General features: G+C 39.8%; 23 protein-coding genes. 13 read left to right on the top strand and 10 right to left on the bottom strand.

The window, feature by feature from the left end:
• The first annotated feature begins 8 nt into the window (after positions 1-8).
• Positions 9-2153 (top strand): catalase HPII, encoded by a 2145-nt coding sequence (gene katE, locus F985_RS15035; RefSeq protein WP_081401304.1) that lies wholly within the window; start codon positions 9-11, stop codon positions 2151-2153.
• A gap of 172 nt (positions 2154-2325) precedes the next feature.
• Here the strand turns inward: katE and F985_RS15030 are convergent, their stop codons facing one another.
• On the bottom strand, positions 2326-2562 hold the full coding sequence (locus tag F985_RS15030; RefSeq protein ID WP_004702323.1) for a hypothetical protein: 237 nt from the start codon (positions 2560-2562) through the stop codon (positions 2326-2328).
• Between the two features lie 283 nt (positions 2563-2845).
• Here F985_RS15030 and F985_RS15025 point away from each other — a divergent pair, with 283 nt between their 5' ends.
• Positions 2846-3457 carry a LexA family protein gene (locus F985_RS15025; RefSeq protein WP_004702322.1) on the top strand — a complete coding sequence of 204 codons (612 nt, stop codon included), beginning with the start codon at positions 2846-2848 and terminating at the stop codon, positions 3455-3457.
• Between the two features lie 71 nt (positions 3458-3528).
• Here the strand turns inward: F985_RS15025 and F985_RS15020 are convergent, their stop codons facing one another.
• Entirely contained in the window at positions 3529-4140 is a 612-nt protein-coding gene (locus tag F985_RS15020; protein ID WP_004702320.1) for a LysE family translocator, read from the bottom strand.
• A gap of 156 nt (positions 4141-4296) precedes the next feature.
• Here F985_RS15020 and F985_RS15015 point away from each other — a divergent pair, with 156 nt between their 5' ends.
• Positions 4297-4752 (top strand): Lrp/AsnC family transcriptional regulator, encoded by a 456-nt coding sequence (locus F985_RS15015; RefSeq protein WP_000376211.1) that lies wholly within the window; start codon positions 4297-4299, stop codon positions 4750-4752.
• Between the two features lie 57 nt (positions 4753-4809).
• On the opposite strand, the gene F985_RS15010 is transcribed toward F985_RS15015, so the two are convergent.
• Entirely contained in the window at positions 4810-6426 is a 1617-nt protein-coding gene (locus F985_RS15010) for a purine-cytosine permease family protein (protein WP_004702319.1), read from the bottom strand.
• A 195-nt stretch (positions 6427-6621) separates the two neighbouring features.
• Here F985_RS15010 and F985_RS15005 point away from each other — a divergent pair, with 195 nt between their 5' ends.
• Entirely contained in the window at positions 6622-10086 is a 3465-nt protein-coding gene (locus F985_RS15005) for a hybrid sensor histidine kinase/response regulator (RefSeq protein ID WP_004702318.1), read from the top strand.
• Positions 10083-11042 carry a response regulator transcription factor gene (locus tag F985_RS15000; protein ID WP_004702317.1) on the top strand — a complete coding sequence of 320 codons (960 nt, stop codon included), beginning with the start codon at positions 10083-10085 and terminating at the stop codon, positions 11040-11042. Before F985_RS15005 ends, F985_RS15000 begins: the two co-directional genes overlap by 4 nt.
• 45 nt (positions 11043-11087) lie before the next feature.
• On the opposite strand, the gene F985_RS14995 is transcribed toward F985_RS15000, so the two are convergent.
• Both F985_RS14995 and F985_RS14990 read right to left on the bottom strand, forming a co-directional pair.
• On the bottom strand, positions 11088-12158 hold the full coding sequence (locus F985_RS14995; protein ID WP_004702316.1) for an alpha/beta hydrolase: 1071 nt from the start codon (positions 12156-12158) through the stop codon (positions 11088-11090).
• A 45-nt stretch (positions 12159-12203) separates the two neighbouring features.
• Entirely contained in the window at positions 12204-12680 is a 477-nt protein-coding gene (locus F985_RS14990; RefSeq protein WP_004702315.1) for a cyclophilin-like fold protein, read from the bottom strand.
• A gap of 285 nt (positions 12681-12965) precedes the next feature.
• On the opposite strand from F985_RS14990, the gene F985_RS14985 reads away from it, so the two are divergent.
• The gene (locus F985_RS14985) at positions 12966-13856 is read left to right on the top strand and encodes a LysR family transcriptional regulator (RefSeq protein WP_004702314.1); all 891 of its coding nucleotides are present in this window, start codon (positions 12966-12968) and stop codon (positions 13854-13856) included.
• Here the strand turns inward: F985_RS14985 and F985_RS14980 are convergent.
• Positions 13834-15039 (bottom strand): MFS transporter, encoded by a 1206-nt coding sequence (locus F985_RS14980; protein ID WP_004702313.1) that lies wholly within the window; start codon positions 15037-15039, stop codon positions 13834-13836. The genes F985_RS14985 and F985_RS14980 overlap by 23 nt on opposite strands.
• Before the next feature lie 263 nt (positions 15040-15302).
• Here F985_RS14980 and F985_RS14975 point away from each other — a divergent pair, with 263 nt between their 5' ends.
• Positions 15303-15587 carry a GNAT family N-acetyltransferase gene (locus F985_RS14975; RefSeq protein ID WP_001025680.1) on the top strand — a complete coding sequence of 95 codons (285 nt, stop codon included), beginning with the start codon at positions 15303-15305 and terminating at the stop codon, positions 15585-15587.
• Positions 15588-15693: 106 nt separating this feature from the next.
• On the opposite strand, the gene F985_RS25260 is transcribed toward F985_RS14975, so the two are convergent.
• The gene (locus F985_RS25260; protein ID WP_081401303.1) at positions 15694-15807 is read right to left on the bottom strand and encodes a hypothetical protein; all 114 of its coding nucleotides are present in this window, start codon (positions 15805-15807) and stop codon (positions 15694-15696) included.
• A gap of 64 nt (positions 15808-15871) precedes the next feature.
• On the opposite strand from F985_RS25260, the gene F985_RS14970 reads away from it, so the two are divergent.
• From F985_RS14970 to F985_RS14950, 5 genes are all read left to right on the top strand, one after another.
• On the top strand, positions 15872-16531 hold the full coding sequence (locus F985_RS14970; protein WP_004702311.1) for an amino acid ABC transporter permease: 660 nt from the start codon (positions 15872-15874) through the stop codon (positions 16529-16531).
• Complete coding sequence (locus F985_RS14965) at positions 16521-17186, top strand: amino acid ABC transporter permease (protein WP_004702309.1); 666 nt, start codon at positions 16521-16523, stop codon at positions 17184-17186. The genes F985_RS14970 and F985_RS14965 overlap by 11 nt, the downstream gene beginning before the upstream one ends.
• A 2-nt stretch (positions 17187-17188) precedes the next feature.
• Positions 17189-17920, top strand: a complete 732-nt coding sequence (locus tag F985_RS14960) for an amino acid ABC transporter ATP-binding protein (protein ID WP_001130360.1) — start codon at positions 17189-17191, stop codon at positions 17918-17920.
• Between the two features lie 30 nt (positions 17921-17950).
• Positions 17951-18811 carry a transporter substrate-binding domain-containing protein gene (locus F985_RS14955; RefSeq protein ID WP_004702307.1) on the top strand — a complete coding sequence of 287 codons (861 nt, stop codon included), beginning with the start codon at positions 17951-17953 and terminating at the stop codon, positions 18809-18811.
• Between the two features lie 83 nt (positions 18812-18894).
• Positions 18895-19761 carry a cysteine ABC transporter substrate-binding protein gene (locus F985_RS14950; RefSeq protein ID WP_004702305.1) on the top strand — a complete coding sequence of 289 codons (867 nt, stop codon included), beginning with the start codon at positions 18895-18897 and terminating at the stop codon, positions 19759-19761.
• A 248-nt stretch (positions 19762-20009) separates the two neighbouring features.
• On the opposite strand, the gene F985_RS14945 is transcribed toward F985_RS14950, so the two are convergent.
• Positions 20010-20945: a LysR family transcriptional regulator gene (locus tag F985_RS14945; protein ID WP_004702303.1), complete on the bottom strand. Its 936-nt coding sequence runs from the start codon at positions 20943-20945 to the stop codon at positions 20010-20012.
• Positions 20946-21036: 91 nt separating this feature from the next.
• Here F985_RS14945 and F985_RS14940 point away from each other — a divergent pair, with 91 nt between their 5' ends.
• The gene (locus tag F985_RS14940; RefSeq protein WP_004702301.1) at positions 21037-21675 is read left to right on the top strand and encodes a LysE family translocator; all 639 of its coding nucleotides are present in this window, start codon (positions 21037-21039) and stop codon (positions 21673-21675) included.
• Positions 21676-22051: 376 nt separating this feature from the next.
• Here F985_RS14940 and F985_RS14935 read toward each other — a convergent pair whose 3' ends face one another.
• Both F985_RS14935 and F985_RS14930 read right to left on the bottom strand, forming a co-directional pair.
• Complete coding sequence (locus F985_RS14935) at positions 22052-24013, bottom strand: family 2A encapsulin nanocompartment cargo protein cysteine desulfurase (RefSeq protein WP_004702299.1); 1962 nt, start codon at positions 24011-24013, stop codon at positions 22052-22054.
• Entirely contained in the window at positions 23988-24920 is a 933-nt protein-coding gene (locus tag F985_RS14930) for a family 2A encapsulin nanocompartment shell protein (RefSeq protein ID WP_001107594.1), read from the bottom strand. The genes F985_RS14935 and F985_RS14930 overlap by 26 nt, the downstream gene beginning before the upstream one ends.
• Positions 24921-24933: the final 13 nt, after the last annotated feature.

Below are 24933 nucleotides of genomic sequence, written 5' to 3'. Positions count from 1 at the left end.
CATAGGTAATGGACATGAACGACAAAACTAAATTAACTAATAAAACAAGTGAAATGGCTGGCCCCGATGCAGCAAATAAAGCCAATACTACCCAGAAAACTGAACAGTTAGACACCGTAAGAGATGATGCAACCAATGAGGCATTAACCACCAATCAGGGGGTTAAAATAGCGGATAACCAAAATAGCTTAAGAGCGGGTATTCGTGGCTCAACTTTATTGGAAGATTTCATTTTAAGAGAAAAAATCACCCACTTTGACCATGAGCGTATACCTGAGCGTATTGTGCATGCACGTGGTGTAGGGGCACATGGTTATTTTCAGGCATATGAAGGAAATGAACGTTTGACCAAAGCTGGGTTCTTAACAGACCCAACCATTCAGACGCCTATTTTTGTACGCTTTTCAACAGTGCAAGGGCCGCGTGGTTCAGCTGACACTGTCCGTGATATTCGCGGTTTTGCCATTAAGTTTTATACCCAAGAAGGTAACTTTGACTTAGTGGGTAATAACGCACCTGTCTTTTTTGTGCAAGATGGTATTAAGTTTCCGGACTTTGTCCATGCAGTAAAACCTGAACCCGATACAGAAATGCCAACAGGGGCAACTGCGCATGATACTTTCTGGGATTTTGTGTCCTTGGTTCCTGAGTCAGCACATGCGGTAATTTGGGCAATGTCAGACCGTGCGATTCCACGTAATTTACGTTCAATTCAAGGGTTTGGTGTGCATACCTTCCGTCTAATTAATGCCGAAGGTAAATCACATTTCGTGAAATTTCACTGGACACCAAAACAAGGTTTGAGTGCATTGGTATGGGATGAAGCTCAGAAACTTGCGGGTAAAGACCCTGATTTCCACCGTCGTGATCTTTATGAAGCAATTGAGCAAGGTTTTTATCCAGAATGGGAACTCGGCGTGCAGATTGTTGAAGAAGATGATGAAATGAACTTTGACTTCGATTTATTGGACCCAACCAAAATTATTCCTGAAGAATTAGTTCCTGTTACGCCAATTGGCCGATTTGTTTTAAATAGAAATGTCGATAACTTCTTTGCTGAAACAGAGCAGGTGGCTTTCTGTCCGGGCCATGTAGTACCTGGTATCGATTTTACGGATGACCCACTTTTACAAGCACGTTTATTTTCATATACAGATACCCAATTAAGCCGTTTAGGTGGACCAAACTTCCACCAAATTCCGATTAATAAACCAGTGTGCCCATTCCATAACAATCAACGTGATGGCATTCATCAACATACCATCCATAAAGGCCAAGCCTCATATCAACCAAACTCAATTGATGGAAATTGGCCAGTTGAGACACCGCCAGCAGCATCAAATGGTGGTTTTGAAAGTTATCCTGAAAAAATTAGTGGACATAAACTTCGTCAAAGAAGTGAGACATTCTCTGACTATTTTTCACAGCCTCGACTTTATTACAAAAGCCTTGCACCGCATGAGCAAAAACACGTGGTCGATGCCTATACTTTTGAGTTAAGTAAAGTTCAAAGAAAGTATATTCGTGAGCGCCAAGTTCAACAAATTTTGGCAAATATTGACCTCGATTTGGCACGTCAAGTCGGTGCGAACCTAGGTATTGAAGTGCCTGACTTAACCTTAGATTATAAGAAAACAGCAATTGAAAAATCCGCCAAGTTATCTCTTTTAGCTTTCCCACCTGAGGATATTCAAGGTAGAAAAGTTGCTGTACTTATTCATAATCTTGTGAAGTCAGATACACTTGAAGCTATTAAAAATTGGGCAATTAAAGAAGGTGTGGTTGTTCATTTACTAGCGCCGAGTTTGGCTCCGGTAAAAGACCATAAAGATAACGTTATTGTGGCTGATGGCATGCAAATGGCTGAACCTTCAATTGCTTATGATGCGGTGATTGTTCCAGATGGCGATAATTTAAATGCAGTGATGCAAGATGGGGTAGCACGCCATTATGTACTCGAAGCTTATAAGCATTTAAAACCAATTGCATTTTTAGGTAATAAATCTGATTTGCTTGAGCCACTTGGTTTAGTTGCAGATGAAGGAACTTTAATAGAAGATGAATTCCAGCATATTGCTGAAAAATTTAAAAATCTGATTAAAGCTCATCGTGTTTGGTCACGAGAACAAATAGCCGCACACGTACCGGCTTAAATAAAAAAGCCCTGAAAGTTAATTTTTTAACTAAATGAAATTGCGGCCTTAACTACGACAATAATGTGGTAATCAAAAACGCGATGCCTCTGGACGTTTTACGTCTTAAGCAGATAGTTTTTGAGAATAGAGGAGGCATTATGCCTCCTCTATTTTTATAATTTTTATAAACTTATGAGTGAGTAAGAGGGTGTAGGCCTTTTACAATATCTGTAAATTCTGAGCCATTTAACCAAAAAGATTTCTTTAAAAATAGTGTCGTCATAATACTTTCGGCTGCTTCACTTTCCGGATTTTCACAGAAAATTCCATAGCTTTCACCTAATACCGCATCATTTTCAATAAGACGGATAAAGTAAGCATGTTGCTCATTTGCATAACCTAAAACTGCATCACGTTGATTTTTCATTTCGCATGTCTCCATACCAAAAACTGAATCTAACTCATATTTAAGTATCCAGAATTTCATTTGATAAAAATCAAAACAGTCAGTAATAAGGACTATTTCACAATAGGTTTTGATTTTCTTCAAATTGCCATTTTCGTTTTAGCATCCCTGTTAAAAGAAAAATGGATTAAAATCTGATCATGAGATTTATTGTTATGCAAAAAAAATATTTCGTCAACTTGAAAATGTAACTTTTTCAAGTTACATTGTTTGTGTAGGATTTGAACGGTGAGATGGAGGCGGTATGCCAAAGAAAAAAGAATTCGAGCATGGCGGTGCACGGGAAAATGCTGGTCGTAAAGCACAGTTCAATGAACCCACCAAAGTGATTCGTGTTCCTGAATCTCAAGTCAACTTTATCAAAAATTGGTTACTGAATAATGTCAAAACTGATAACCAGACAGATTTTAGTTCAAAACTAAAAATACAACAGGTTCATCCAAACAACGATAGAATTTATCAGATTCCTTTGGCAACAGAGCGTGTTGCTGCGGGTTTCCCATCACCAGCACAAGATGATATTGAGCAAGCGCTCGATTTAAATGAATATTTAATTAGAAATGAAAATGCCACCTTTATTGTCAAAGCCAATTCGTTGTCTATGTTAGATGCTGGAATTGATATTAATGATCCGCTTATTGTGGACCGTAGTATTCCTGCTAAATCGGGTGATATTGTGATTGCACTCATCGACAATGATTTCACCGTTAAGCGCTTAATGATTGATAGTCAATTTAAGCCGCCTAAAGTTTGGCTAAAAGCAGAAAACCCTGATTATCAAAATATTTATATTGAAGAGGGGCAAGAACTGGTTATTTGGGGAGTGGTGACTTATAACCTCAAACGAATGAGATAAATTTTTCTTATATTTTACTATTCAAGTTGCTGACCCGAAAAGTGAGTCAGTAACTTTTCGTTGAATGACTTTTAAATTTGCCCGATCAATAAGCACGTTGCGATAACGACCATCAAACCACCTGAAAAACGGCCGACTAACTGTGCTGCCTGTGGTCTGGTTTTCAAAATAGCTTCTGAACCATAACCTACCATTAAGTAAATAATCGCGCAGCTAATCATGTGGACAACACCAAAGGCAAGAATTTGTGTTGTCACTGACCATGAAGCAGTAGTGTCAATAAATTGAGGAAGCAGCGCTAAAAAAAGTAAAAAAACTTTCGGGTTTAAGCCACTCACATAAACGCCTTTGGTAGCCCAGCTCAACCATGACTGAGCCTTTTCAGAACCAGACTGATTTGGAGTAGGAGGGGTAAGTAATAAGTTTATTCCCATCCATAACAAATAAGCAGAACCTGCAATTGTTAGGATCATGAGTGCAGTTGGATTATTTGCTACAAGCAGCCCAACACCAGCCGCTACTAATAAAATTGTAATAAAGTGCCCAAATAGCATACCTGCAACAGCTGGTACAACGACTTTACCTTTAATGCCTGCCGAAATGGCATAGGCCCAGTCTGCCCCTGGCGTAATAATAAAAAGAATGGAGACACTCCAAAATGCAATAAAAATGTTAAAAGCCATATGCTTATCTCGGCAAACTATTTTCCAAAGGTTTCGCTCGTGGTTTAGAAAAAATCCCTATTTATTCGAGCTTGTTGAAAATAATATGCTCATGTATTTAGAATGTGCTTTTAAATGTTTGCTCATATCACACTCATTTGGGGTAAATTTTTCTAAATGGATCGCACAGATAAAAAGATTCTTGCTGAATTGCAATTAAATGGCCGATTATCTATCACCGAATTGGCAGAAAAAGTCGGTTTGAGCATTTCACCTTGTCACAGACGAGTGAAGGCTTTAGAGGAGTCGGGAGCTATTAAAGGCTATCGGGCAGAGCTCGATCCGAATTTAGTCGGTTTTGAATTTTCAGCGATTGTTTTTATTACGCTTAAAGAAGGCGATAAACAGGCCGTCGAGAAGTTTGAAAATGCTGTGATAGACATCCCGCAAATTATTCAGGCTCAGCGTTTGTTTGGTGAGCCAGATTACTTGTTGCATGTGGTGGCTAAAGATTTACCGGCTTTTCAGCGTTTGTACGATGAAAAATTATCAGCTATTCCAAGTGTGCAACGACTCATCTCAACCATTGTGATGAAAGATGTAGTACCTGAACGTTTATTTCCGATTGGCTAAGAATCATCAGATATAAAAAAAGAAGCTTTAAAGCTTCTTTTTTAGTTTCGAGAGTATTTAAGCATCGAGTGTTTTACACAAAGAACAGATCGTGCCGTTATGTTTGTGAGAGAACATAATATCTGGACGCTCATAACCTTGCTCACATACACGGCAGTGATAAACAGTTGCTACAGGTGTACCTTCAGCATCGTAACGTGGTTCTTTAATGCCGTCATCGTGTGACTTGATGTAGTATTTTCCTTTGGTTAATAAGCCCATGATTGGTGTTAATACAAAGGCAAGTACAAGTGCGATAAGCGGTGAGTAAGGCGCCAAGAAACTACCAAGCAAGCCAAAGAATGCTGCAATTGATAGGCCAGCTGATACAAGGAACGCAACCATACCGACAGGGTTTACGTTGTAGAGCATGTCACGGCGATATTCTGGTTCTTTCGGTGAAAGTTTTAAAACATATTTGTTGATTGAAATGTCTGTTGCAACAACTACAACCCATGCAATCGCAAAGTTTGAATAGAACCCTAAGATTTTACCTAGTACCGCAAACATGTTGCCTTCCATTAAAGCAAGCGCAATTGCTAAGTTCACCATCACAAAGACAATACGACCCGGATAATGTTTGCTAATACGTGTGTAGGCACTTGTCCATGCAAGGGAACCAGAGTAAGCATTGGTCACATTAATTTTAATTTGAGAAATAACCACCAAAATCACTGCAAGTGTTAAAGCAGCCCAACCCGGAAGCATGTCATGAAACGCTGCATTAAACTGTTGAACAGGTTCAGTGCTGTTTACGCCCGGTATTTTAGTAAGTAAATAGAATCCTAAAAATGCCCCAATAATTTGTTTGATTGCCCCTAAAATTACCCAACCCGGACCTGCTGAAATAACGGCTGCCCACCATGCTTTGCTGTTTTCTTTTGTTTTTGCAGGCATGAAACGTAAGTAATCAATTTGTTCACCAATTTGCATGATTAACGATAAACAAATACCAGCACCTAACATGATTGCTGCCATGTCTACAGTTGCAAAACCTTCTTTACCTGTAAAAGTAGCAAATTGGCTAACTAAGGTTGGTTCTTGATAAATCAAGTAGGCCACAGGACCAATCATCAGAATGAGCCAAAGTGGGGTAGTCCAAACTTGTAATTTACTCAAGGCTTTCATGCCGTAAATCACCAGTGGAATCACCATAATGGTTGAGATGAGGTAACCAGCCCAAAGCGGAATGCCTAAACCGAGCAATAACCCTTGCGCCATGATTGAACCTTCAAGGGCAAAGAAAATAAATGTGAAACTGGCAAAAATGATACTAGTAAGAACTGATCCGATATAACCAAAACCTGCACCGCGGGTAATCAAGTCAAGGTCGATGTTATAGCGTGCTGCGTAGTAGGCTAAAGGAATGCCGGTTAAGAAGATAATAATCGCTGCAAATAAAATGGAGAAAACAGCATTGGTTGTTCCGTAAGACATACCAATACTGGCGCCAATAGAAAAGTCAGCAAGATAGGCAATACCACCAAGTGCAGTAATAGCGACAACTTTGGGGCTCCAGCGCCGAAAGCTGTGTGGAGCATAACGTAAAGTATAATCTTCTAAGGTTTCATTCACGGCTTTTTGTGAATCTGTACCTTGCACAGTGTCCAGATTTGGATGTTCAGATACACTCATAACATCAATCTCCCAATCATTTTCGGTCAATCAACACAAATATTGATCATTGTTTTTTGATGGTTTTGAGTGTGTGATTTTTGGGAAAAATTGAAAATACGTTATTTTGCGTATATGTGCGTATTCGAGAAAATCGCCATGATAAATAACTTTTGGCATAAGGATTGCTGGATTTAATGCAGCCCCATCCAAAACATGAGTGTTATGCCAGATTCTTCACGCCCCCAACAAGCGCCACAACGTGTGATCAAAACACGCCGTGAATATAATATTTGGGTGGCAGATGAAAGTATCGAAGATTATGCGCTCCGCTATGCACCTACCTCAGTAAGAAAATGGTCACCTTGGACGGTTACCAACACCGCAATTTCGACCGTTAGCTTTTTGGCTATGGAAGCCATTGGGGCGACCATGCTTTGGCAGTATGGCTTTAGCAATGCAGTATGGGCAGCAATTGTCGTATGTACCATCATATTCTTAACCAGTTGGCCGATTAGTTACTACGCCGCAAAATATAATGTAGACGTCGATTTGCTTACTCGTGGTGCAGGTTTTGGCTACATTGGCTCGACCATTACATCTCTAATTTATGCCAGCTTTACCTTTATTTTGCTTGCGTTTGAAGCTGCCATTATGGCGATGGCACTTGAGCTTGCTTTAGGTATCCCGCAAGTTATCGGGTACTTAATTTCTGCCTTAGTCATTTTACCTTTGGTGGTCAAAGGCATTGGTTTTATTAATAAAGTTCAGGCAATCACTCAGCCAATCTGGCTCTTATTGCTGTTATTACCGTGGTTTTTTGTACTTTGGAAACAACCACAAATTTTAAGTAGTAGCCTGCATTTTGTTGGTGCGGTTTCAAACTCAACCGATTTCAATCTGTATTACTTTGGTGCGGCGTGCACTCTTATTTTTTCATTTGTGATCCAAATTGGTGAGCAAGCCGACTATTTACGTTTCTTACCCCAACAAGAAAAGAACAGAACCGCATGGCGTTTTGCCGTTTTTTTAGGTGGTCCATCTTGGATTATTTTTGGATTTCTAAAAGTTTTGATGGGCATGCTGCTGATGGTGTTGGCTTTTCAGCTGTTTATTCCTGTCTCTGAACTAGACAATCCAACTTATCTGTATTGGGCTGCCTATCAACAATTTATTCCAAACCCTCAGCTAGCGTTAATATTGACTCTAGCACTGGTTTGCTTGGCGCAAATTAAAATTAATATGACCAATGCCTATGCTGGCTCATTGGCATGGTCCAATTTTTTTGCCCGTTTAACTCATAGCCATCCGGGGCGAATTGTCTGGCTTCTTTTTAACGTGTTTATTGCTATTGTTTTGATGGAAATGGGCATTAGCCATGCGGTTGAACGCATTTTGGGACTATATAGCAATATCGCTTTGGCATGGATTGGCGCCGTTGTTGCCGATTTAATTATCTGTAAGCCTTTAGGCCTAAGCCCAAAGGGAATTGAATTTCGCCGTGCTTATTTATATGACATTAACCCCGTAGGTGTGGGTGCTTTACTGATTGCCTCAGTGTTATCGATGCTTAGCTATTTGGGCTTTTTTGGACTCATGGCGAAAGGTTTAGCAAGTTTCATTGCTTTGGGGAGTGCGGTGTTATGTGTGCCTGTTATTGCTTACTTAACCAAAGGCAAATATTACATTGCACGCCAACCTGAAAAAATTCAGGCGACTTCGGTTGCTAACTGTGTCGTGTGCGAACGGGACTATGAACTTGCCGATATGGCGGGTTGTCCAGCCTATAACGGTACGATTTGCTCTCTATGCTGTTCACTTGAAGCACGCTGCCACGATTTATGTAAACCTGATGCACGCTGGTCAGTACAACTCAAAAAAGCCATTTGGCAGTATTTACCTGAACGTTGGGCGAGTCGTTTAAATAGCAGGGTCAGTTTGTATCTATTGCTGACTCTGGGGCTGTCTATTGTTTTGGCGGTGAGTTTAAGTCTGGTTTATATCCAAGAAAAAACGTATTTAGAAACAATTAATGCGGCAGGCGTTCCTCAGTTATTTACGCTGTTTGTGAAAATTTATACCATTTTATTTTTATTGATGAGTGTTGCTGCATGGTGGTTAGTACTAAACGATGAAAGTCGTCGTAATGCTGAAATTGAAACACGCCAACAAACAGCATTATTGATTGATGAAATTGCTGCCCATGAAGTCACTTCAAAAGACCTGCAAGATGCCAGAATTTCAGCAGAGCGAGCAAATGATGCAAAAAGCCGTTATGTCATTGGCATTAGCCACGAACTAAGAACACCTCTAAATAGTATTTTGGGCTATAGCCAATTACTTCAAAAACAAGAGCAGCTTTCAGAACAAGGCAAAATGGCGCTCGGGGTGATTAGCCGTAGTGGGCAGCATTTGACTTCACTGATTGATGGTTTATTAGATTTAGCACGAATTGAAACAGGTAAAATTTCTTTAAATGTAGTGGACGTTCATTTCCCGAATTTTATAGAACAGATTATTCAAATGTTTCAGCCACAGTTTGAACAGAAGAATTTACAGTTTGTTTATGAAATTGGGGAGAACCTACCGCACTATGTTCGTACTGACAAAAAACGCTTAGAGCAAGTACTCATCAATTTACTGGGTAATGCTTTAAAATTTACGACGAACGGCACAATTACCTTGAAGGTCGAGTATCGTTTTCAAACGGCTTATTTTGAAATTAGAGATACGGGCTGTGGTATTGCCGAGGCAGATTTAGAGCGAATCTTTAACCCGTTTGAACGGGGCAGTAATGTGGTTCAAGGCGGCTTTACCGGAACAGGACTAGGCCTACCTATTGTCAAATTGTTGGTCGATTTACTCGGCGGCCAACTATCTGTGACTAGTCAGCTCAATCAGGGTTCACAGTTTAAGATTAAGTTTTATTTACCTTCAAAAGAAGTAGTTCATCCAATTTCTAATGTTTACTCCAACCAAATCACAGGCTATCAAGGCGAACGAAAACGAATTTTGGTTGTCGATAATGAAGCGGTGGACCGAGGCTTAGTTGCTAATTTTCTCAAACCTTTGGGATTTATGATTGAAGAAGCAGAGTCGGGCATTGACTGTTTAAGACGTGTACCTATTTTTCAGCCTAATCTGATTTTGATGGATTTAAATATGCCTTTGATGGGTGGATGGGAAACAGCGCGATTATTACGTCAGAATAATATTACCAATGTGCCGATCTTAATTATTTCAGCCAATGCAGGCGAGCGTGAAGTCAATCCACAAGATGCAGTCTTAAGTGAAGACTTTATGCTAAAACCAATCGATCTTAATTTGTTGCTGAGTAAAATTGGAGACAAGTTAGGTTTGATATGGATCGATTCCAAATCAGATGCAAACCTTGAAAATAATGAAGTTCAAGCACTTGATGTAAAGGTGTTTAAGCAAGAGCAAGCTACTGTTCATACATCAATTACACAACCTGAAAATAATGATCTGCTTGATTTACCGCAAAGCTTGCAGCAATTAAATGATTTAATTGGACAAGGCTACATTCGTGGAATTCAACAGACTTTAACGCAATGTCGTCAAAATTTTCCAGAGCATGATGAGTTATGGGAACAGCTTGAACAGGCTATTCAAAAGTTTGATTTAAAACACGCGCAACGATTGATTCAGGATAAGCAATGAGTACGCAACATGTTTCTTTTCAGCAAGCTTCGCCAAACGAGCAGGCTGTTATTCTGATTGTGGATGATGTGCCAGAAAATTTAGGCTTGCTACATGAAAGTCTGGATCAGGCCGGTTATCGCGTACTTGTCACAACCGATGGGTTAAGTGCAATTGAAATAGCTCATCGATGCTTACCAGATATGATTTTGCTCGATGGCAATATGCCACATATGGACGGTTTTGAAAGTTGCATACAGCTTAAAGCAAGTCCAATTACGCAGTTTATTCCCGTCATTTTTATGACAGGTTTGTCTGAGACAGAGCATATTGTGCGTGGTTTTCAAGTTGGAGGAGTGGACTATGTAACCAAGCCTCTGAATATTGAAGAAGTATTAGCAAGGGTAAAAACACATTTGGCACATGCCAAACTATTGCAGCAACAAAAACAGGTGATTGATGCAACGGAAACAGCCATTCTTGCGCTAGATGTTCAAGGTAAAATTGTGTGGAAAACTCAAAAAGCCAGTGATTTACTGAATCAATATTTACCTGAGTTAGAGGGCTTTGAAGCAGGCTTAAAAGCTTGGTTTTCAGACTTAGAGCAAGAAAAAGACCCCAAAAAATTAACCAGCTGTTCTTATTCAACGCCATCTCAGCAATTACAGCTTTTATTACTTACGCCGTGGGAGACCGAGCCAAGTGTGGCTAAAAATTATCTTATTCAGATCAAGACATCTACGCCAGCTTTGGAAATGAATGATATTTTGAAATATTGTCCGCAGTTGACTCAGCGTGAAGCAGAAGTCATGCACTGGTTGTTGTTAGGGAAAACCAATAAAGATATTGCAGAAATCTTGGAGCTTAGTCCACGGACGGTAAACAAGCATTTAGAGCATGTTTTTGAAAAACTTTGTGTTGAAAATCGAACTGCTGCCGTAGCGCATATTAATAGTCTGGTACAAGAGTTTCATTAAGTTCATTTAAAAATAGAGGCCCGTGTTGAGCCTCTATCATCTGTATTACTTCAAGTTTTGATTAAAGAAACTGGTTAATTTATTAAATGGAATGAGATCGCCCCGATCATATAAATCAACATGTCCAGCACCTTTAACGTAGTAAAGTTCTTTAGGTTGGCCTGCGAGTTTATAAGCTTCTTCACTAAACTCCTTTGAATGAGCCTGATCACCTGTAATAAACAACATCGGACGTGGTGAAATCGTTTCAATATCGTTAAATGGATAGAAGTTTAAAAATTTGATATTACTTGTGAGCGTTGGGTGAGTTGTAAGCTCTCTCGATGAGCCTTTAGGCGTGTATTCTCCACGTGGAGTACGATAAAAGTCGTAAAATTCACGTTGAATAGGGTGTGTATCTGCTGTTAGCTCATGCGTAGTTCCGCTGGTATATTTGGTTTCACCACCTTTAAACTCAACATAACGCTGTGCAGCGGCTTCTGCAATAATTTGCTTTCTCTGCTCTAGGGTTTGTGAGTGACGTAAGCCATTGCGGTTTGCTGCGCCCATATCATACATGCTGACAGTTGCTATCGCTTTCATACGCGGATCAATTTTTGCTGCACTAATGACAAAACTCCCACTTCCACAAATACCTAATACACCAATATTATTAGGATCAATGAAAGATTGTGTTCCCAAATAATCTACAGCGGCACTAAACGCTTCTGCATAAATGTCTGGTGCCACCACATTTCTTGGTTGGCCCGCGCTTTCACCCCAAAATGATTGATCAATTGCTAAGGTCACAAAACCTTGTTCAGCCAGTTTTTGTGCATAAAGCATAGAGCTTTGTTCTTTTACAGCCCCCATAGGGTGGCCAATTATAATTGCAGAGGCTTTGGTCTTTTTATTCAAATTTTTGGGAATAACTAGATTGCCAACAATATCCATATTGTATTGATTTTTAAAAGTCACTTTTTGAATAGTCACTTGCTGACTTTGATAAAAGTTATTTGCACCATTAGACATATCGGCCGCCATAGCTGAAGTTGAAGAAAATAGACCAATAGTTACTGCACAAATTGCAGCCGCCGTATGGGTTTTAAGCTTTTTAAATAAGGGAGATGTACTCATAAATACCTCAATTTAAACAATGTGAATAGGTGAGTAGGTGCATGCTTATTTGATTTGTGAAATTGAAATTTTGATCTGTTGTTTTTGCTTGAATGCTTGGGGAATAGCATCTAGTTTTCCGAGAAAAATGAGGCCATTGGCATAACCAACATGAGAATCTTTATAGAAAAAAGCCAGATTACCCCAAGGAGCATAATAGGTAAGATCACCCGCGTTTCCGGTATATCCATGAGGCGCGTTTTGTGTAGTTAGCTTGGTGGGTAGATCAGCTATTTTTTCAGTAGAGTCATAATCTTTAAGCATTAATGTCAGTGGAAGCTGCTTGGCAAAATCTTCAACAGTAGGTGACATGGCTAATGTGGCAAATAGCGGTTGCTGTGTTCCATCAATATCAATACGGATTTTCATCATCGATCCCCTTTGTTGATTCTTACCTTGAGGCTTTATTGCATAAGAAGCGGAAGTTACTGAGAACAAAACATATAGGCTGACTAAGCCTTTGAAAAACTTATAACTAGCCACATCAATTCACCTCGCTTCTTTAAGAAAAAGCACATAAAAGCAATGAAGCTATTTATTCTTTAACGTAAAGATATGAGTGGAATTTATTAATTTTTTACAATAATAAAATGACTCATAATAATCGCCTCAGTTTATTTAAATCTTCAGATTTACTGCTTGATATGGATTTTAACGAATCTTCTTTTTAATAATTAGTCTAAAAAACAAACATGGACTTATGAGTAATATTCATGAATAGTTTTATCCTTTATAATGAGGTTGACTCCCCAATAAGAGATAAAGCAGATGATAAATAAAGAAAACTATAATGATCTTTATGCTTTTTTAATGGTGGCAAGGGAGGGTAGTTTTACTAAGGCTGCTGGGAAAATGGGAATTTCACAATCTGCGCTAAGCCATACGATTCGGGGTTTAGAAGAACGTTTGGGAATGTTGCTCCTGACCAGAACCACACGTAGTGTTTCACCTACAGCAGCAGGCGAAAGGTTGAAACAAACAATTAGTGCTAGCTTCGATCAGATTGATAATGAATTATCCCTTTTAACTTCATTTCGAGACCAACCCGCTGGTACAGTTCGGATTAATGCTAGCAGCCATGCGATACGGGAAGTGCTGATTCCAAAACTTAAAAAGATTGCTGGTGATTACCCAGATGTACAAGTTGAACTAACTGCCAATAGTGGGATGGTCGATATTGTGGCAGAGCGCTTTGATGCTGGCGTTCGTTTCGGAAGCCGCGTAGCTGATGGCATGATTGCAGTACGTATTAGTCCAGATGTCAAAATGGCGGTAATAGCAACACCAGCATATTTTGAACAATATGGAATTCCTAATACCCCTAAAGATTTAATCAATCATCAATGTATTGGCTATCGTTTAACGACCCAAGGCAGCGTGTATGCGTGGGAATTTGTGAAAGATGGTCAAGAAACAAAAGTTAAAATTCAGGGGCAATGGATATTTAATGAAAGCTACGATATCGTCGATGCGGTTAGAGCTGGATTTGGACTGGCTTATATTCCCGAAGATTTGATTCGAGAAGATTTAAAAGAGGGGAAGCTGATTCAAGTTTTAGCAGAGTACAGTATCCAGTTTCCTGGATACCATTTGTACTATCCACATCGCAGACAACTTTCACCTGCATTACGGTTGGTTATTGATGTGTTACGTGAGTAGCATTCCGCCATGTGAGAAAAGCAGTAATCGCGCCTAATAGCAAAATAGTTGCACTCATATAGAACGTGGCGCTATAGCCATGTGAGTCATATAACAATCCACCTAAAGTTGCGCCTAGAGTAATTGCAAATTGAATAATCGCGACCATCAAACCACCACCAATTTCGGCATCTTGATGTAGTGTTTGGGCAAGCCACGTGTTCCATGCAACTGGTGCCGACGTTCCAATAAAGCCCCATAAACCCATCAATATAGCAACAAACCATAAATGCTCACCACCAAATATAAAAGCTCCAGCAATCACTGCCATGATGAATGGAATAAGAATCAGATAACGATAAACATGTTGGTGGAGGATTAAACTAATTACAAATGTACCCACTAAACCTGCTAAACCCAATATTAATAATAAAATGGATAGCATTGTCGCATCGACATGAGTAACAGTTTCTAGAAATGGGCGTAGATAGGTAAATAGCGCAAATTGACCCATAAAGAGTAATAAAATTCCTATCATTCCATAAAGTACAATTGGGCGTTTTAGTAAACCAAATGGATTTTTAGATTTCTCGGCCGACAATATTGCAGGAAGAAAAGGCATACTTTTAAATTGCCAAATAAGTGCAACAATCGCGATGGGGACAATACAGAAAAAAGCACCACGCCAGCCAATAATTGAACCCAAAAAACTTCCTAATGGTGCTGCAATTGTGGTGGCTAGAGCATTTCCGCCATTTAATAAACCGAGTGCTTTAGGTACTGAAAGCGGAGGAACGAGTCGCATGACAATTGATGTCGACATTGCCCAAAAACCACCAATCACTACGCCTAAGATTGCACGGCCCAACATAAACAAAGCCGCAGAATGGGCAAATGTAATGATTATGCCCGAGGCAATCATCAGTAGGGTGAGTAATAAAATGATATGACGTCGGTCCCATGCCTTAAATACACGACTAATAGACAGGCTGGTCATCACAGCAAAAATACCAGAAATTGCGATTGCTTGACCCACTTGACCTTCACTCATATTTAAATCTGAAGAGATGGGGGTGAGTAAACTTACGGGCATGAACTCAGATGCAATTAATACTGCGCAGCAGAGCGACATTACAAAGACGCCACCCCAAGCAGGTGTTGAATGTTCATATGTGCTTTGCTCAATTTGATGAAAAGAAGACATAAAAGTTCCAATCTCAAAACCATTGAATTTTCATAAATGAAATGAATAAAATCTGGTCGCAGAGCTTAACAGTAACGATTTGAGAGGATTAGACACTGAATTACGAATAGAATTATGAGTTTTATGCATGAATTGTATTTAAAAAACATACAGACTCGCTGCTAAAAACAGGCTATTTTTTTACACTTAGATTTGTTCTTATAGATAAAGATTATACAAAGTCATTTCTAAATAAATATGAGTCGTAATACGAGGAATTCATTGTGAATATTCAACAAAAAGATGATACAAAACACGGCAGCTTTAGCTTACTTGATGGTGAAACCGTTGCAGGTGAAATGACTTATACATGGGCAGGCGAAAGCATGCTAATTATTGATGCCACAGATGTGAACGAAAATTATCGCGGACAAGGCGTAGGCCGCCAATTACTTGATGCTTTGGTGGCTTTTGTTCGTGAAAAAGACGTAAAAGTAATTCCGCTTTGCCCATATGCTAAATCGGTTTTTGATAAAGACCCAAGCATTGGTGATGTACTTAGAAAGTAAAAAATAAATTGAAGATTATTTAATAGAAATCGGGCCTTGGTGTCCGATTTTTTATTGGCTATATCATTCATATTTATTTGAGTGAATATGTTTTGAGCGGTTGTATTCAACTGATTCGAAGGTTTCCGATTGTCAGATCGAATTTATCAAACTTATAGAAAAGCTTATCTAATAAAAATAGTTTTAGACCAATTGGGAAAAAAATAAACTCGTTGCACAAATATTTAATAGCTGACGAAAGCTAAATATTTATAACGTTTTAATATTATTTTTTGGAATTTTCCTTGAACTGGCAGTATATCCATAGTGTGTTGCCGCAATTTTTCTCTGCAATTTTGACCACGCTGAAGATTTCAATTATCAGCATTATTTTGGCAATTATTGTAGGGCTAATTTGCAGCATTCTAATCACATATCGCGTGCGGGTGCTAAATAGAATTGCCCAGTTCTATATTGAGTTATCTCGAAATACCCCTTTATTAATTCAACTGTTCTTTTTGTATTACGGTTTGCCAAAGCTTGGCATCAAAATCGATGGTTTCACTTGCGGTGTGATCGGACTGACCTTTTTAGGCGGAAGCTATATGGCCGAAGCCTTCCGAGCAGGCTTGCAGTCTGTGGCAAAAGGGCAGATTGACTCTGCAAAAAGTATTGGTCTACAACCGATTCAAATTTTTAGATATGTCATTTTTCCTCAAGCACTAGCTATTTCAATTCCGGCAATAGGGGCAAATTGCCTATTTCTAATTAAAGAAAGTTCTGTGGTTAGTGCCATTGCTGTCGTTGAACTGCTTTTTGTCACTAAAGACTTAATTGGCATGGACTATAAAACTACCGAAGCTTTATTTTTGCTCATCATGGCTTATCTAATCATTTTATTGCCCGTGTCTATTTTAACCAGCTATCTGGAGCACAGAAGTCGGAAGGTGAGTCATGGAACTTGATTATCTATTTCAAGCAAGTCACCTCGAACGTTTAATGTGGGGACTTTGGGTAACTGCAAAAATTGCATTTATTTCAGTGTTTTTCTCTGCAATTCTCGGCACAGTTTTCGGCGTCATTATGACCTCTAAAAACATAGTCGTTAAAGCGCTATGCCGTCTGTATTTAGAAGCCATTCGAATCATTCCGATTTTAGTTTTGCTATTCGTGTTTTATTTCGGCTTTGCGACATGGTTTAACTGGCAGTTTTCAGCAATGTGGGTGTGCGTTGTTGTGTTTGTTTTATGGGGTACTGCTGAAATGGGCGATTTGGTTCGTGCTGCTATTACTTCAATTGATCAGCATCAACGCGATTCGGCCTATGCGCTCGGACTTACCCATGTTCAAGCCTTGGTCTATGTCATTTTTCCGCAAAGTCTAAAACGAGTAACACCAGGCGCGATTAATTTATTTACCCGAATGGTGAAAACCAGCTCTTTGGCAGTCCTGATTGGAGTGGTTGAGGTCATTAAAGTCGGCCAGCAAATTATTGAAAATTCGCTGTTGACCGTGCCGAGCGCTTCTCTTTGGATTTATGGCTTTATTTTTATTTTGTACTTTCTGATTTGCTATCCCTTATCTCGTTTGGCGGCACATTTAGAAAAGGTCTGGGAGTAATTATGCCTTTGTTATCGATACAACAATTACAGAAATCATTTGCACAAAGTCATATTTTACAGGGTATTGATCTGGATGTAGAACAAGGAGAGGTAGTTGTTATTTTAGGTCCATCGGGCTGCGGTAAAAGTACTTTATTGCGCTGTATTAACGGCTTAGAACCCATTCAGGGTGGTGAGATTCGTTTAACCGGTTCAGGCGTGCTCGGTAAAGATGTGGACTGGACTAATGCTCGTCAAAAAATTGGCATGGTTTTTCAGAACTATGAGCTGTTTGGGCATATGAACGTCATTGACAACATCTTGCTTGGACCACTCAAAGTACAAAAACGTCACCGTGATGAAGCTGAACAAGTAGCAGATGAATTGTTAAAGCGAGTGGGGCTTTTTGAGCGAAAACTCGATTATCCACGACAACTTTCTGGTGGACAAAAACAACGTATAGCCATTGTTCGTTCACTGGTCATGCAACCTAAAGTTATTTTGCTTGATGAAATTACCGCTGCACTTGATCCGGAAATGGTTAGGGAAGTACTCGATGTGGTACTCAAGTTAGCGAATGAAGGAATGACGATGCTGATTGTGACACATGAGATGTCCTTTGCACGCAAGGTTGCCGACCGCATTATTTTTATGGATAAAGGCAAAATTATTGAACAGGCTTCACCAGAAGAATTTTTTGAACAGCCGAAAACAGAACGAGCCAAAGCCTTTTTAAATATTTTGTCGTACTAAATTTTTATTATTCGAATCATGAGGAAGTGAATGTTTAAACGTAATTCAATAAAAATATTAAGCAGTCTTGCTGTTGCTGGAGTGTTGTTATCTGCATGTAGTAAAACGCCATCAACTGAACAGGCAAGTAATGCTCAAGCAGACCATTCTTTAGAGCAAATCAAAAAAAATGGGGTGCTACGAGTTGCCGTTTTTGCAGATGATCCGCCGTTTGGTTTTGTAGACAGTGCTGGCAATAATCAGGGCTTTGATGTTGCTTTAGCAAAAAGGGTGACTAAAGACTTGCTTGGTGATGAAAAGAAAGTTGAATTTATTGTGACTGAAGCTTCAAATCGGGTGGAGTTTTTAAAATCAAATCGAGCTGATGTTGTATTCGCGACATTTACAGTAACGCCTGAACGTAAAGAGGTTGTCGATTTTGCCGAGCCCTATCTAAAAGGTGCTTTTGGCATTGTCTCACCTAAAGCGAAGCCTATTACCGACATTGCTCAATTAGAAGGTAAAACTTTAATTGTCAATAAAGGCACAAGTTCAGATACCTACTTTACCAAGCATTATCCAAAAGTAAATTTACTTAAGTTTGAAAGAAATTCGGATGCCTTTAAAGCCTTAACCGACGGTCGTGGTGACGCGATTTCACAAGATAGTACTTATGCATTAGCGTGGGCCGCGAAGAACCCAAGTTATGTGGCTGGTATTCAGTCTATTGGTGATCAAGAGTTTATTGCACCAGCAGTTAAAAAGGGCAATACCCAATTATTGAATTGGCTCAATACTGAAATCAAACAGCTCAGAACAAGTGGTGAAATTAAGAAAATTTATGATGAAACCTTGAAACCAATTTACGGTGACTCGGTCAATCCGAATGTGTTTTTAGATGTAGGCCAATAATTTTTAATATCGCTAGAGCAGTGTCTGTAAGTAGGCGCTGCTATTTTTAAATAAGACTTTTACAAGAACGATAGGGTGAAATAATGACAACATTAACATTTCAAAACGTGAAGCATATTTTGGCGGCATCTTTACTAAGCTTAGGTTTAGTTGCTTGTGATAAAGGAAGTCAGTCTACTGAAAAAACGGCTGATACCACGCAAAAGGCGTCAAGTATTGAACAGATCAAAAAGAATGGCGTGGTACGAATTGGTGTATTTAGTGATAAACCGCCGTTTGGATATTTAGATGCTCAAGGTAAAAATCAGGGCTTCGATGTAGAGATTGCCAAGCATGTTGCTAAAGATCTGCTCGGTGATGAAAACAAAGTTGAGTTTGTTTTAACTGAAGCGGCTAACCGTGTCGAATACTTAAAAGCCAATAAAGTGGATATTATTTTTGCCAACTTTACCGTTACACCAGAACGCAAAGAAGTGGTCGATTTTGCTAAGCCTTACCTAAAAGTGGCACTAGGTGTGGTTTCTCCTAAAAGTCATCCGATTACTGATGTGGCTCAACTTAAAGATAAAACTTTGTTGGTGAATAAGGGTACAACGGCTGATTCATTCTTCACCAAGACTCATCCTGAAATTAAACTACAAAAGTATGAGCAAAACACAGAAACTTTTGATGCTTTAAAAGATGGTCGTGGCGCTGCGCTAGCACATGATAACTTGCTGGTTTTAGCTTGGGCTAAAGAAAATCCAAATTACACTGTTGGCATTACCAATTTAGGTGAGCAGGACTTAATTGCACCAGCAGTGAAAAAAGGTGATAAAGAGTTGCTGGACTGGTTGAACCAAGATTTAGAGAAACTGGCTAAGGAAGGCGTGATTCATCAGGCTTATGAAAAAACCTTAAAACCAGTCTATGGCGATACCATTAATCCAAAAGATCTATTGGTTGAATAATCATACTCATAACTTCTAAAGATTAAGAACCTTCTAAATAGTATTTGCTCGAGCAAGGGTCATCTACAGCCTGTCCATAATTTATAAAGATAATGTTTTTGCAATATTTTTTATAGATGTAAACAGTGGTCAGGTTCTGTAGATGAGAAAGTTTTTTGGTTACTTTTTCCAAAAAAAGTAACAGAATTAGCTGGTGGCTTTAGAGGTTAAAAGGTAGGATTCCATCGTGCTAATTCTTTGACTTTATATTACTTTAACTTAAATAAAGTCGGCTCTGCTGCTAATTTATCAGCTAAATATTGAATAAACACACTCAATTTAGGCGGGACATGCCGTGTTGGTGGATAAAGTAACCACAGTCCGCCACTATAATAGGTTTTAAAATACCAATCTGGTAGAACCTGAACTAAAGTACCTTGTTGTAGAGCATGGTGTGCAACGAAGTACGGCAAGCTCGCAATACCTAAATGCTGTAATGCAGCACTCAAACGCACACCCGTATGATTTGCAGCATAACGCCCACGCACAGCCACACTTATCGATTTATTTCCTTGTTGAAATTTCCATTTTGAGTCGCTGGCTTGTTCGCCCAAGTAAATACATTCATGCTGTTTTAAATCATGAGGATGGTTCGGTGTACCATGCTTGGCCAAATATTCAGGTGTGGCACAAACCAAGTGATCAATATCAATCAGCTTTCGACCCATCAGCCCACCCGGTGGTTGCTCTGTAATTCGAAGTGCTAGATCAACTCCATCATCAATGAGGTCTACATAACGATCTTCTAAAAGCATTTGAATATCAATTTTTGGGTAGCGCTCTAAAAATTCGGGTAAATGCGGATGAATCATAAAATGCCCTACAGCTTTCGGAACACTCATACGAATAATACCTTCTGGCTCGACATGAAATTGGCCTGAACTTTCCATGACTGCTTGAGCAGCATTCACCATATCTAAACAACGTTGATAGACCTGTTGTCCACTTTCACTTAAACGAAGTTTCCGTGTAGTCCGATAGAGTAAGCGGGTACCTAAAGCACGTTCTAAACGGGCAATCGCACGGCTCACAGCAGAAGGTGTTGTACCAAGCTGGCGTGCAGTTTCAGAAAAGCTTTCCGACTCGACAACCTTAACGAAAGTCGCCATTTCATTTAATAGAACCAGACTTTGATTTGTGCTCATGAGGCAAAAGTTATTTGGATTTTGATTGGATTATCGCGTCTAAAAAATCGCAATACAATCTTTTAGGTGATTTTCAGGAAACTAAATTGTTATGTGGCAGTTGTATGGACATGAGTTTTTAACGCTAGCTCTTATTCACTTTATGGCGGTGATTTTACCGGGGCCTGATTTTGTGATTACGGTCAGACAAAGTGTGCGTTATGGCTATTTGATTGGATGTTTAACCGCGATTGGTATTGGTGTTGGGATTTCAGTACATGTTTTTTATACCTTGGTTGGTATTGGTTTTTTGATTCAACAAAGCGAATGGCTCATGTCACTTATCAGAACAGCGGGAGCAGCTTATTTGATTTATTTAGGATGGCAGTGTTTACGTAGCCAGCCGAATACCAATATTGAGATTAATGGCCAAGCAGACAGTGACACGCCGAGTTTAGTTAAAGCGTTTACAATGGGTTTTCTTACTAATGCATTGAACCCAAAAGCTACCATCTTTTTTCTAGCAATTTTTACGACGATTGTAAGTACTGCCACACCAATGAAAGTTCAGGTTTTTTATGGGGTCTGGATGTGTATGGTTAATGCCATCTGGTTTATGGTGGTGAGTATACTGTTTGCTCAGCCTATTGTACGTAAACGATTTTTGGAGTTTGGGGTTTATTTTGAGCGGGTAATGGGAGTTTTATTAATTGGAATTGCATTGAGATTGATTTGGGGATTGTTTGTTTAAGTTAGTTTTCTTTATAAGTGGATGGACTGTCGCGACGGAGTCTTACTGTTTATACATAGGAAGAAAGTAGCTAATTCTGTTACTTTTTTTGGAAAAAGTAACCAAAAAAACTTTGTCATCTACAAAATCTGTTCACTGTTTCCATCTATCAGAAAATGTTGCAAAAACATTATTTTTATAAATTATGGGCAGGCTGTAGATGACTCTTAGCTCGAGCCGAAGGCTAACCTAGAAATCGAATTTTAAATAATAAGACTCCGCCGTGATAACTGCTTTGACTTGTTACTTCTAGATATAACTTTTGAGCTCAAGTAGTTAATAAATAATCCATAAAAAAGACCGCCCAAAAGCAGTCTTTTCTAGTCTAGAAATAGATTTAATTGCTACGTCTATTACGCGTTAGTTGATGTAACACCGAAACCAATAAATCAATTTCTTCCGTTGTATTATAAAAAGCCAAAGACGGACGCACGGTTTGTTCTACACCAAAACGACGTAAAATTGGCTGTGCACAGTGATGGCCAGAACGTACAGCAATACCATGTTGATTTAAAGCTTTACCGACTTGTTCAGTTGAATAGCCTTGTAAGGTAAAGGACATAACACTGGCTTTGTGATGTGCCGTTCCGATCAAGCGTAAACCAGACACACTGCTCAGTGCATTTTGACCATATTCGAGTAGATCATGTTCATAGCGAGCAATGTTATGAATGCCTAGACTTTCGACATATTCAAGCGCAGCACCTAAACCAACAGCATCGGCAATGTTTCCAGTTCCAGCTTCAAACTTGTTTGGTGCAGGTTGGTAAACCACTTGTTCGAAGGTCACATCCTGAATCATATTGCCGCCGCCTTCCCAAACAGGCATGCTTTCTAGCAATTCTGGTTTTGCATAGACCGCACCAATACCCGTTGGCCCAAACACTTTATGTCCAGAAAACACAAAAAAGTCTGCATCGAGAGCTTGTACATCGGTAGGGATGTGCGAAACAGATTGAGCACCATCAACTAAAACACGTACACCTTTGGCATGCGCAATTTTAATGACTTCAGCAACAGGTGTGACTGTTCCTAAAGCATTCGAAACTTGAGTAATCGACAGCAGTTTAGTGCGCTCATTAATCAGTTTTGGCAATTCTTCTAAAATAATCTGGCCCGTGTCATCCACAGGAATGACTCGTAATTTCGCTCCAGTTTTTTTAGTGAGTTGATACCAAGGCACAATATTGGCATGGTGTTCTAAGTGAGAAACGATGATTTCATCACCTTCGCCAATATTTTGTTCACCCCATGTTTTTGCAATCAGGTTAATGCCTTCGGTTGTTCCTCGAACAAAGATAATTTCTTTAGAAGAGGGTGCACCAATGAATCGGGCAACTACATTTCTTGCATGCTCATAGGCATCGGTTGCACGAGCCGCTAACTCATGTGCAGCACGGTGAATGTTCGAGTTTTCATGCTGATAAAAATAAGCAATCCGGTCAATCACACGCTGCGGTTTTTGTGTGGTCGCTGCATTATCAAACCAGACCAAAGGTCGACCATTGACGCGTTCCTGTAAAATTGGGAAATCACGACGTATGGCATGTACATCAAGTGGTTGAGAACTACTTGCTACAAAAGTGGGTTGTGATGGTTGATAGTGACTATAACTTTGTCCAGTTTGAGGCAAGTCTAAAAAATAAAATGCAGAGCTTGCAGAACTTTGGGTTGGCGTATTCGTTGCAAAACGATCTTCCATCAGCAATGATTTCAGCTGGTCACCATGTGGTAACTGAAAAGACTGCGCAATTGAATAATTATCTTCAACACCTTTAACAGACGGTTCTGCTGTATTGGGAGCAGAAAAATCATTTAAAAAATAATAAGGTGATTCACCTGCACCAGTGGGTAAGTTTGGTTCAATGCGTGGCACATTGGGTTCACTATGAGCAGCTTGTGGTAAATGTGGCTCAAATGGTGGGCGCGGCAAATTAGCTCCACCAACTACAGGCGCAGACGCTACAATTCGACGTTCAGGGTAGTCTGGCAAATTTGGAATATGTTCAGGATATTCCGGATTGAGACTTTTCTGAAAGGCGATATTGGGCGCACGACCACTGAGAGCAGAGAATGGTTCACCCGGTTGCGGTGGGTGAGGTGGCGCTCCGACAGGTAAGTCCAAGTTAAGGCCCGATGGAGAAGCTGAACTGCTTGAGCTTGGTAATGCTGAAAAAAACTCATTAGCAAGTCGAGCAATGGTGGACTCATCAGGGAAGTTAGCTGGTGGGTTAACACCAGTCACATCAGGCCCTGTTGGACTACCTTGCAGATTACTTGTAGTTAACTGGGTAGTCATGATATTTGTCCACCTCCACATCATCTAATACTGCCAACGCATCATCAGTGAGTACTGCAAGTGAGCAATATAACGAGATTAGATATGACGCAATCGCGTTACGGTTAATTCCCATAAAGCGTACTGAAAGCCCCGGTGACTGTTCACCCGCAAGACCCGGTTGGAACAAACCAACAATCCCTTGACGCTTTTCACCAACACGAAGCAGCAAGATTTTAGTTTTACCATCTTCTACAGGAATTTTATTTGATGGAATAAGTGGAATTCCGCGCCATGTAATAAACTGCGAACCAAATAAGCTAACCGTTGGAGGTGGTACACCACGGCGTGTACATTCACGGCCAAATGCTGCAATCGCATCCGGGTGTGCTAGGAAAAATCCCGGTTCTTTCCAGACTTTACGTAATAAGTCATCAAGATCATCGGGGGTAGGTGGGCCATTTAAGGTCGAAATACGTTGGTCATCTGTCACACTAGCCAATAAACCGTATTCAGGGTTATTGATCAGCTCACTTTCTTGACGTTCTTTAATAGTTTCAATAGTTAAACGAAGCTGTTCTTTAATTTGGTCATGTGGGCTGCTGTAAAGGTCAGCAACGCGTGTATGCACATCTAAAACAGTAGATACACCATTTAAAAAGTATTCACGTGGTTCTGGATCATAATCGACGAAAGTTTGAGGTAAAGTTGCTTCATCACGTTGTGTGCAAGCTACTTGAATATCATCGGTATTATTGACACGGTTTAGGCGATAAATACCTGCTTCAACAGGAATCCATTGAAGTAAGTGAGTCAGCCAGCGGGGAGTAATTGTAGAAAGCTGGGGAGCTGTCTTGGTTGCATTGGCCAGTTGACGGGCCGCATGGTCCCCAAGTGCAAGTTGGGCTTTGTCTGTATTTTTCGCCATGAATCATTTTTCC

Source organism: Acinetobacter seifertii (genome assembly GCF_000368065.1).
Classification (GTDB): domain Bacteria; phylum Pseudomonadota; class Gammaproteobacteria; order Pseudomonadales; family Moraxellaceae; genus Acinetobacter; species Acinetobacter seifertii.
This window is presented reverse-complemented; position numbering and strand designations above follow the sequence as displayed.

Excerpts from the sequence above, each read along its gene's own strand:
- F985_RS14965 (WP_004702309.1), top strand. The coding sequence starts at position 16,521 with ATGGAACTTGATTATCTATTTCAAGCAAGTCACCTCGAACGTTTAATG.
- F985_RS14935 (WP_004702299.1), bottom strand. The coding sequence starts at position 24,013 with ATGACTACCCAGTTAACTACAAGTAATCTGCAAGGTAGTCCAACAGGG.
- F985_RS15025 (WP_004702322.1), top strand. The coding sequence starts at position 2,846 with ATGCCAAAGAAAAAAGAATTCGAGCATGGCGGTGCACGGGAAAATGCT.
- F985_RS14995 (WP_004702316.1), bottom strand. The coding sequence starts at position 12,158 with ATGAGTACATCTCCCTTATTTAAAAAGCTTAAAACCCATACGGCGGCT.
- F985_RS15005 (WP_004702318.1), top strand. The coding sequence starts at position 6,622 with ATGAGTGTTATGCCAGATTCTTCACGCCCCCAACAAGCGCCACAACGT.
- F985_RS14945 (WP_004702303.1), bottom strand. The coding sequence starts at position 20,945 with ATGAGCACAAATCAAAGTCTGGTTCTATTAAATGAAATGGCGACTTTC.
- F985_RS14930 (WP_001107594.1), bottom strand. The coding sequence starts at position 24,920 with ATGGCGAAAAATACAGACAAAGCCCAACTTGCACTTGGGGACCATGCG.
- F985_RS15020 (WP_004702320.1), bottom strand. The coding sequence starts at position 4,140 with ATGGCTTTTAACATTTTTATTGCATTTTGGAGTGTCTCCATTCTTTTT.
- F985_RS15030 (WP_004702323.1), bottom strand. The coding sequence starts at position 2,562 with ATGAAAAATCAACGTGATGCAGTTTTAGGTTATGCAAATGAGCAACAT.
- F985_RS14980 (WP_004702313.1), bottom strand. The coding sequence starts at position 15,039 with ATGTCTTCTTTTCATCAAATTGAGCAAAGCACATATGAACATTCAACA.
- F985_RS14955 (WP_004702307.1), top strand. The coding sequence starts at position 17,951 with ATGTTTAAACGTAATTCAATAAAAATATTAAGCAGTCTTGCTGTTGCT.
- F985_RS14960 (WP_001130360.1), top strand. The coding sequence starts at position 17,189 with ATGCCTTTGTTATCGATACAACAATTACAGAAATCATTTGCACAAAGT.
- F985_RS15010 (WP_004702319.1), bottom strand. The coding sequence starts at position 6,426 with ATGAGTGTATCTGAACATCCAAATCTGGACACTGTGCAAGGTACAGAT.
- F985_RS14950 (WP_004702305.1), top strand. The coding sequence starts at position 18,895 with ATGACAACATTAACATTTCAAAACGTGAAGCATATTTTGGCGGCATCT.
- katE (WP_081401304.1), top strand. The coding sequence starts at position 9 with ATGGACATGAACGACAAAACTAAATTAACTAATAAAACAAGTGAAATG.
- F985_RS15015 (WP_000376211.1), top strand. The coding sequence starts at position 4,297 with ATGGATCGCACAGATAAAAAGATTCTTGCTGAATTGCAATTAAATGGC.
- F985_RS14985 (WP_004702314.1), top strand. The coding sequence starts at position 12,966 with ATGATAAATAAAGAAAACTATAATGATCTTTATGCTTTTTTAATGGTG.
- F985_RS15000 (WP_004702317.1), top strand. The coding sequence starts at position 10,083 with ATGAGTACGCAACATGTTTCTTTTCAGCAAGCTTCGCCAAACGAGCAG.
- F985_RS14940 (WP_004702301.1), top strand. The coding sequence starts at position 21,037 with ATGTGGCAGTTGTATGGACATGAGTTTTTAACGCTAGCTCTTATTCAC.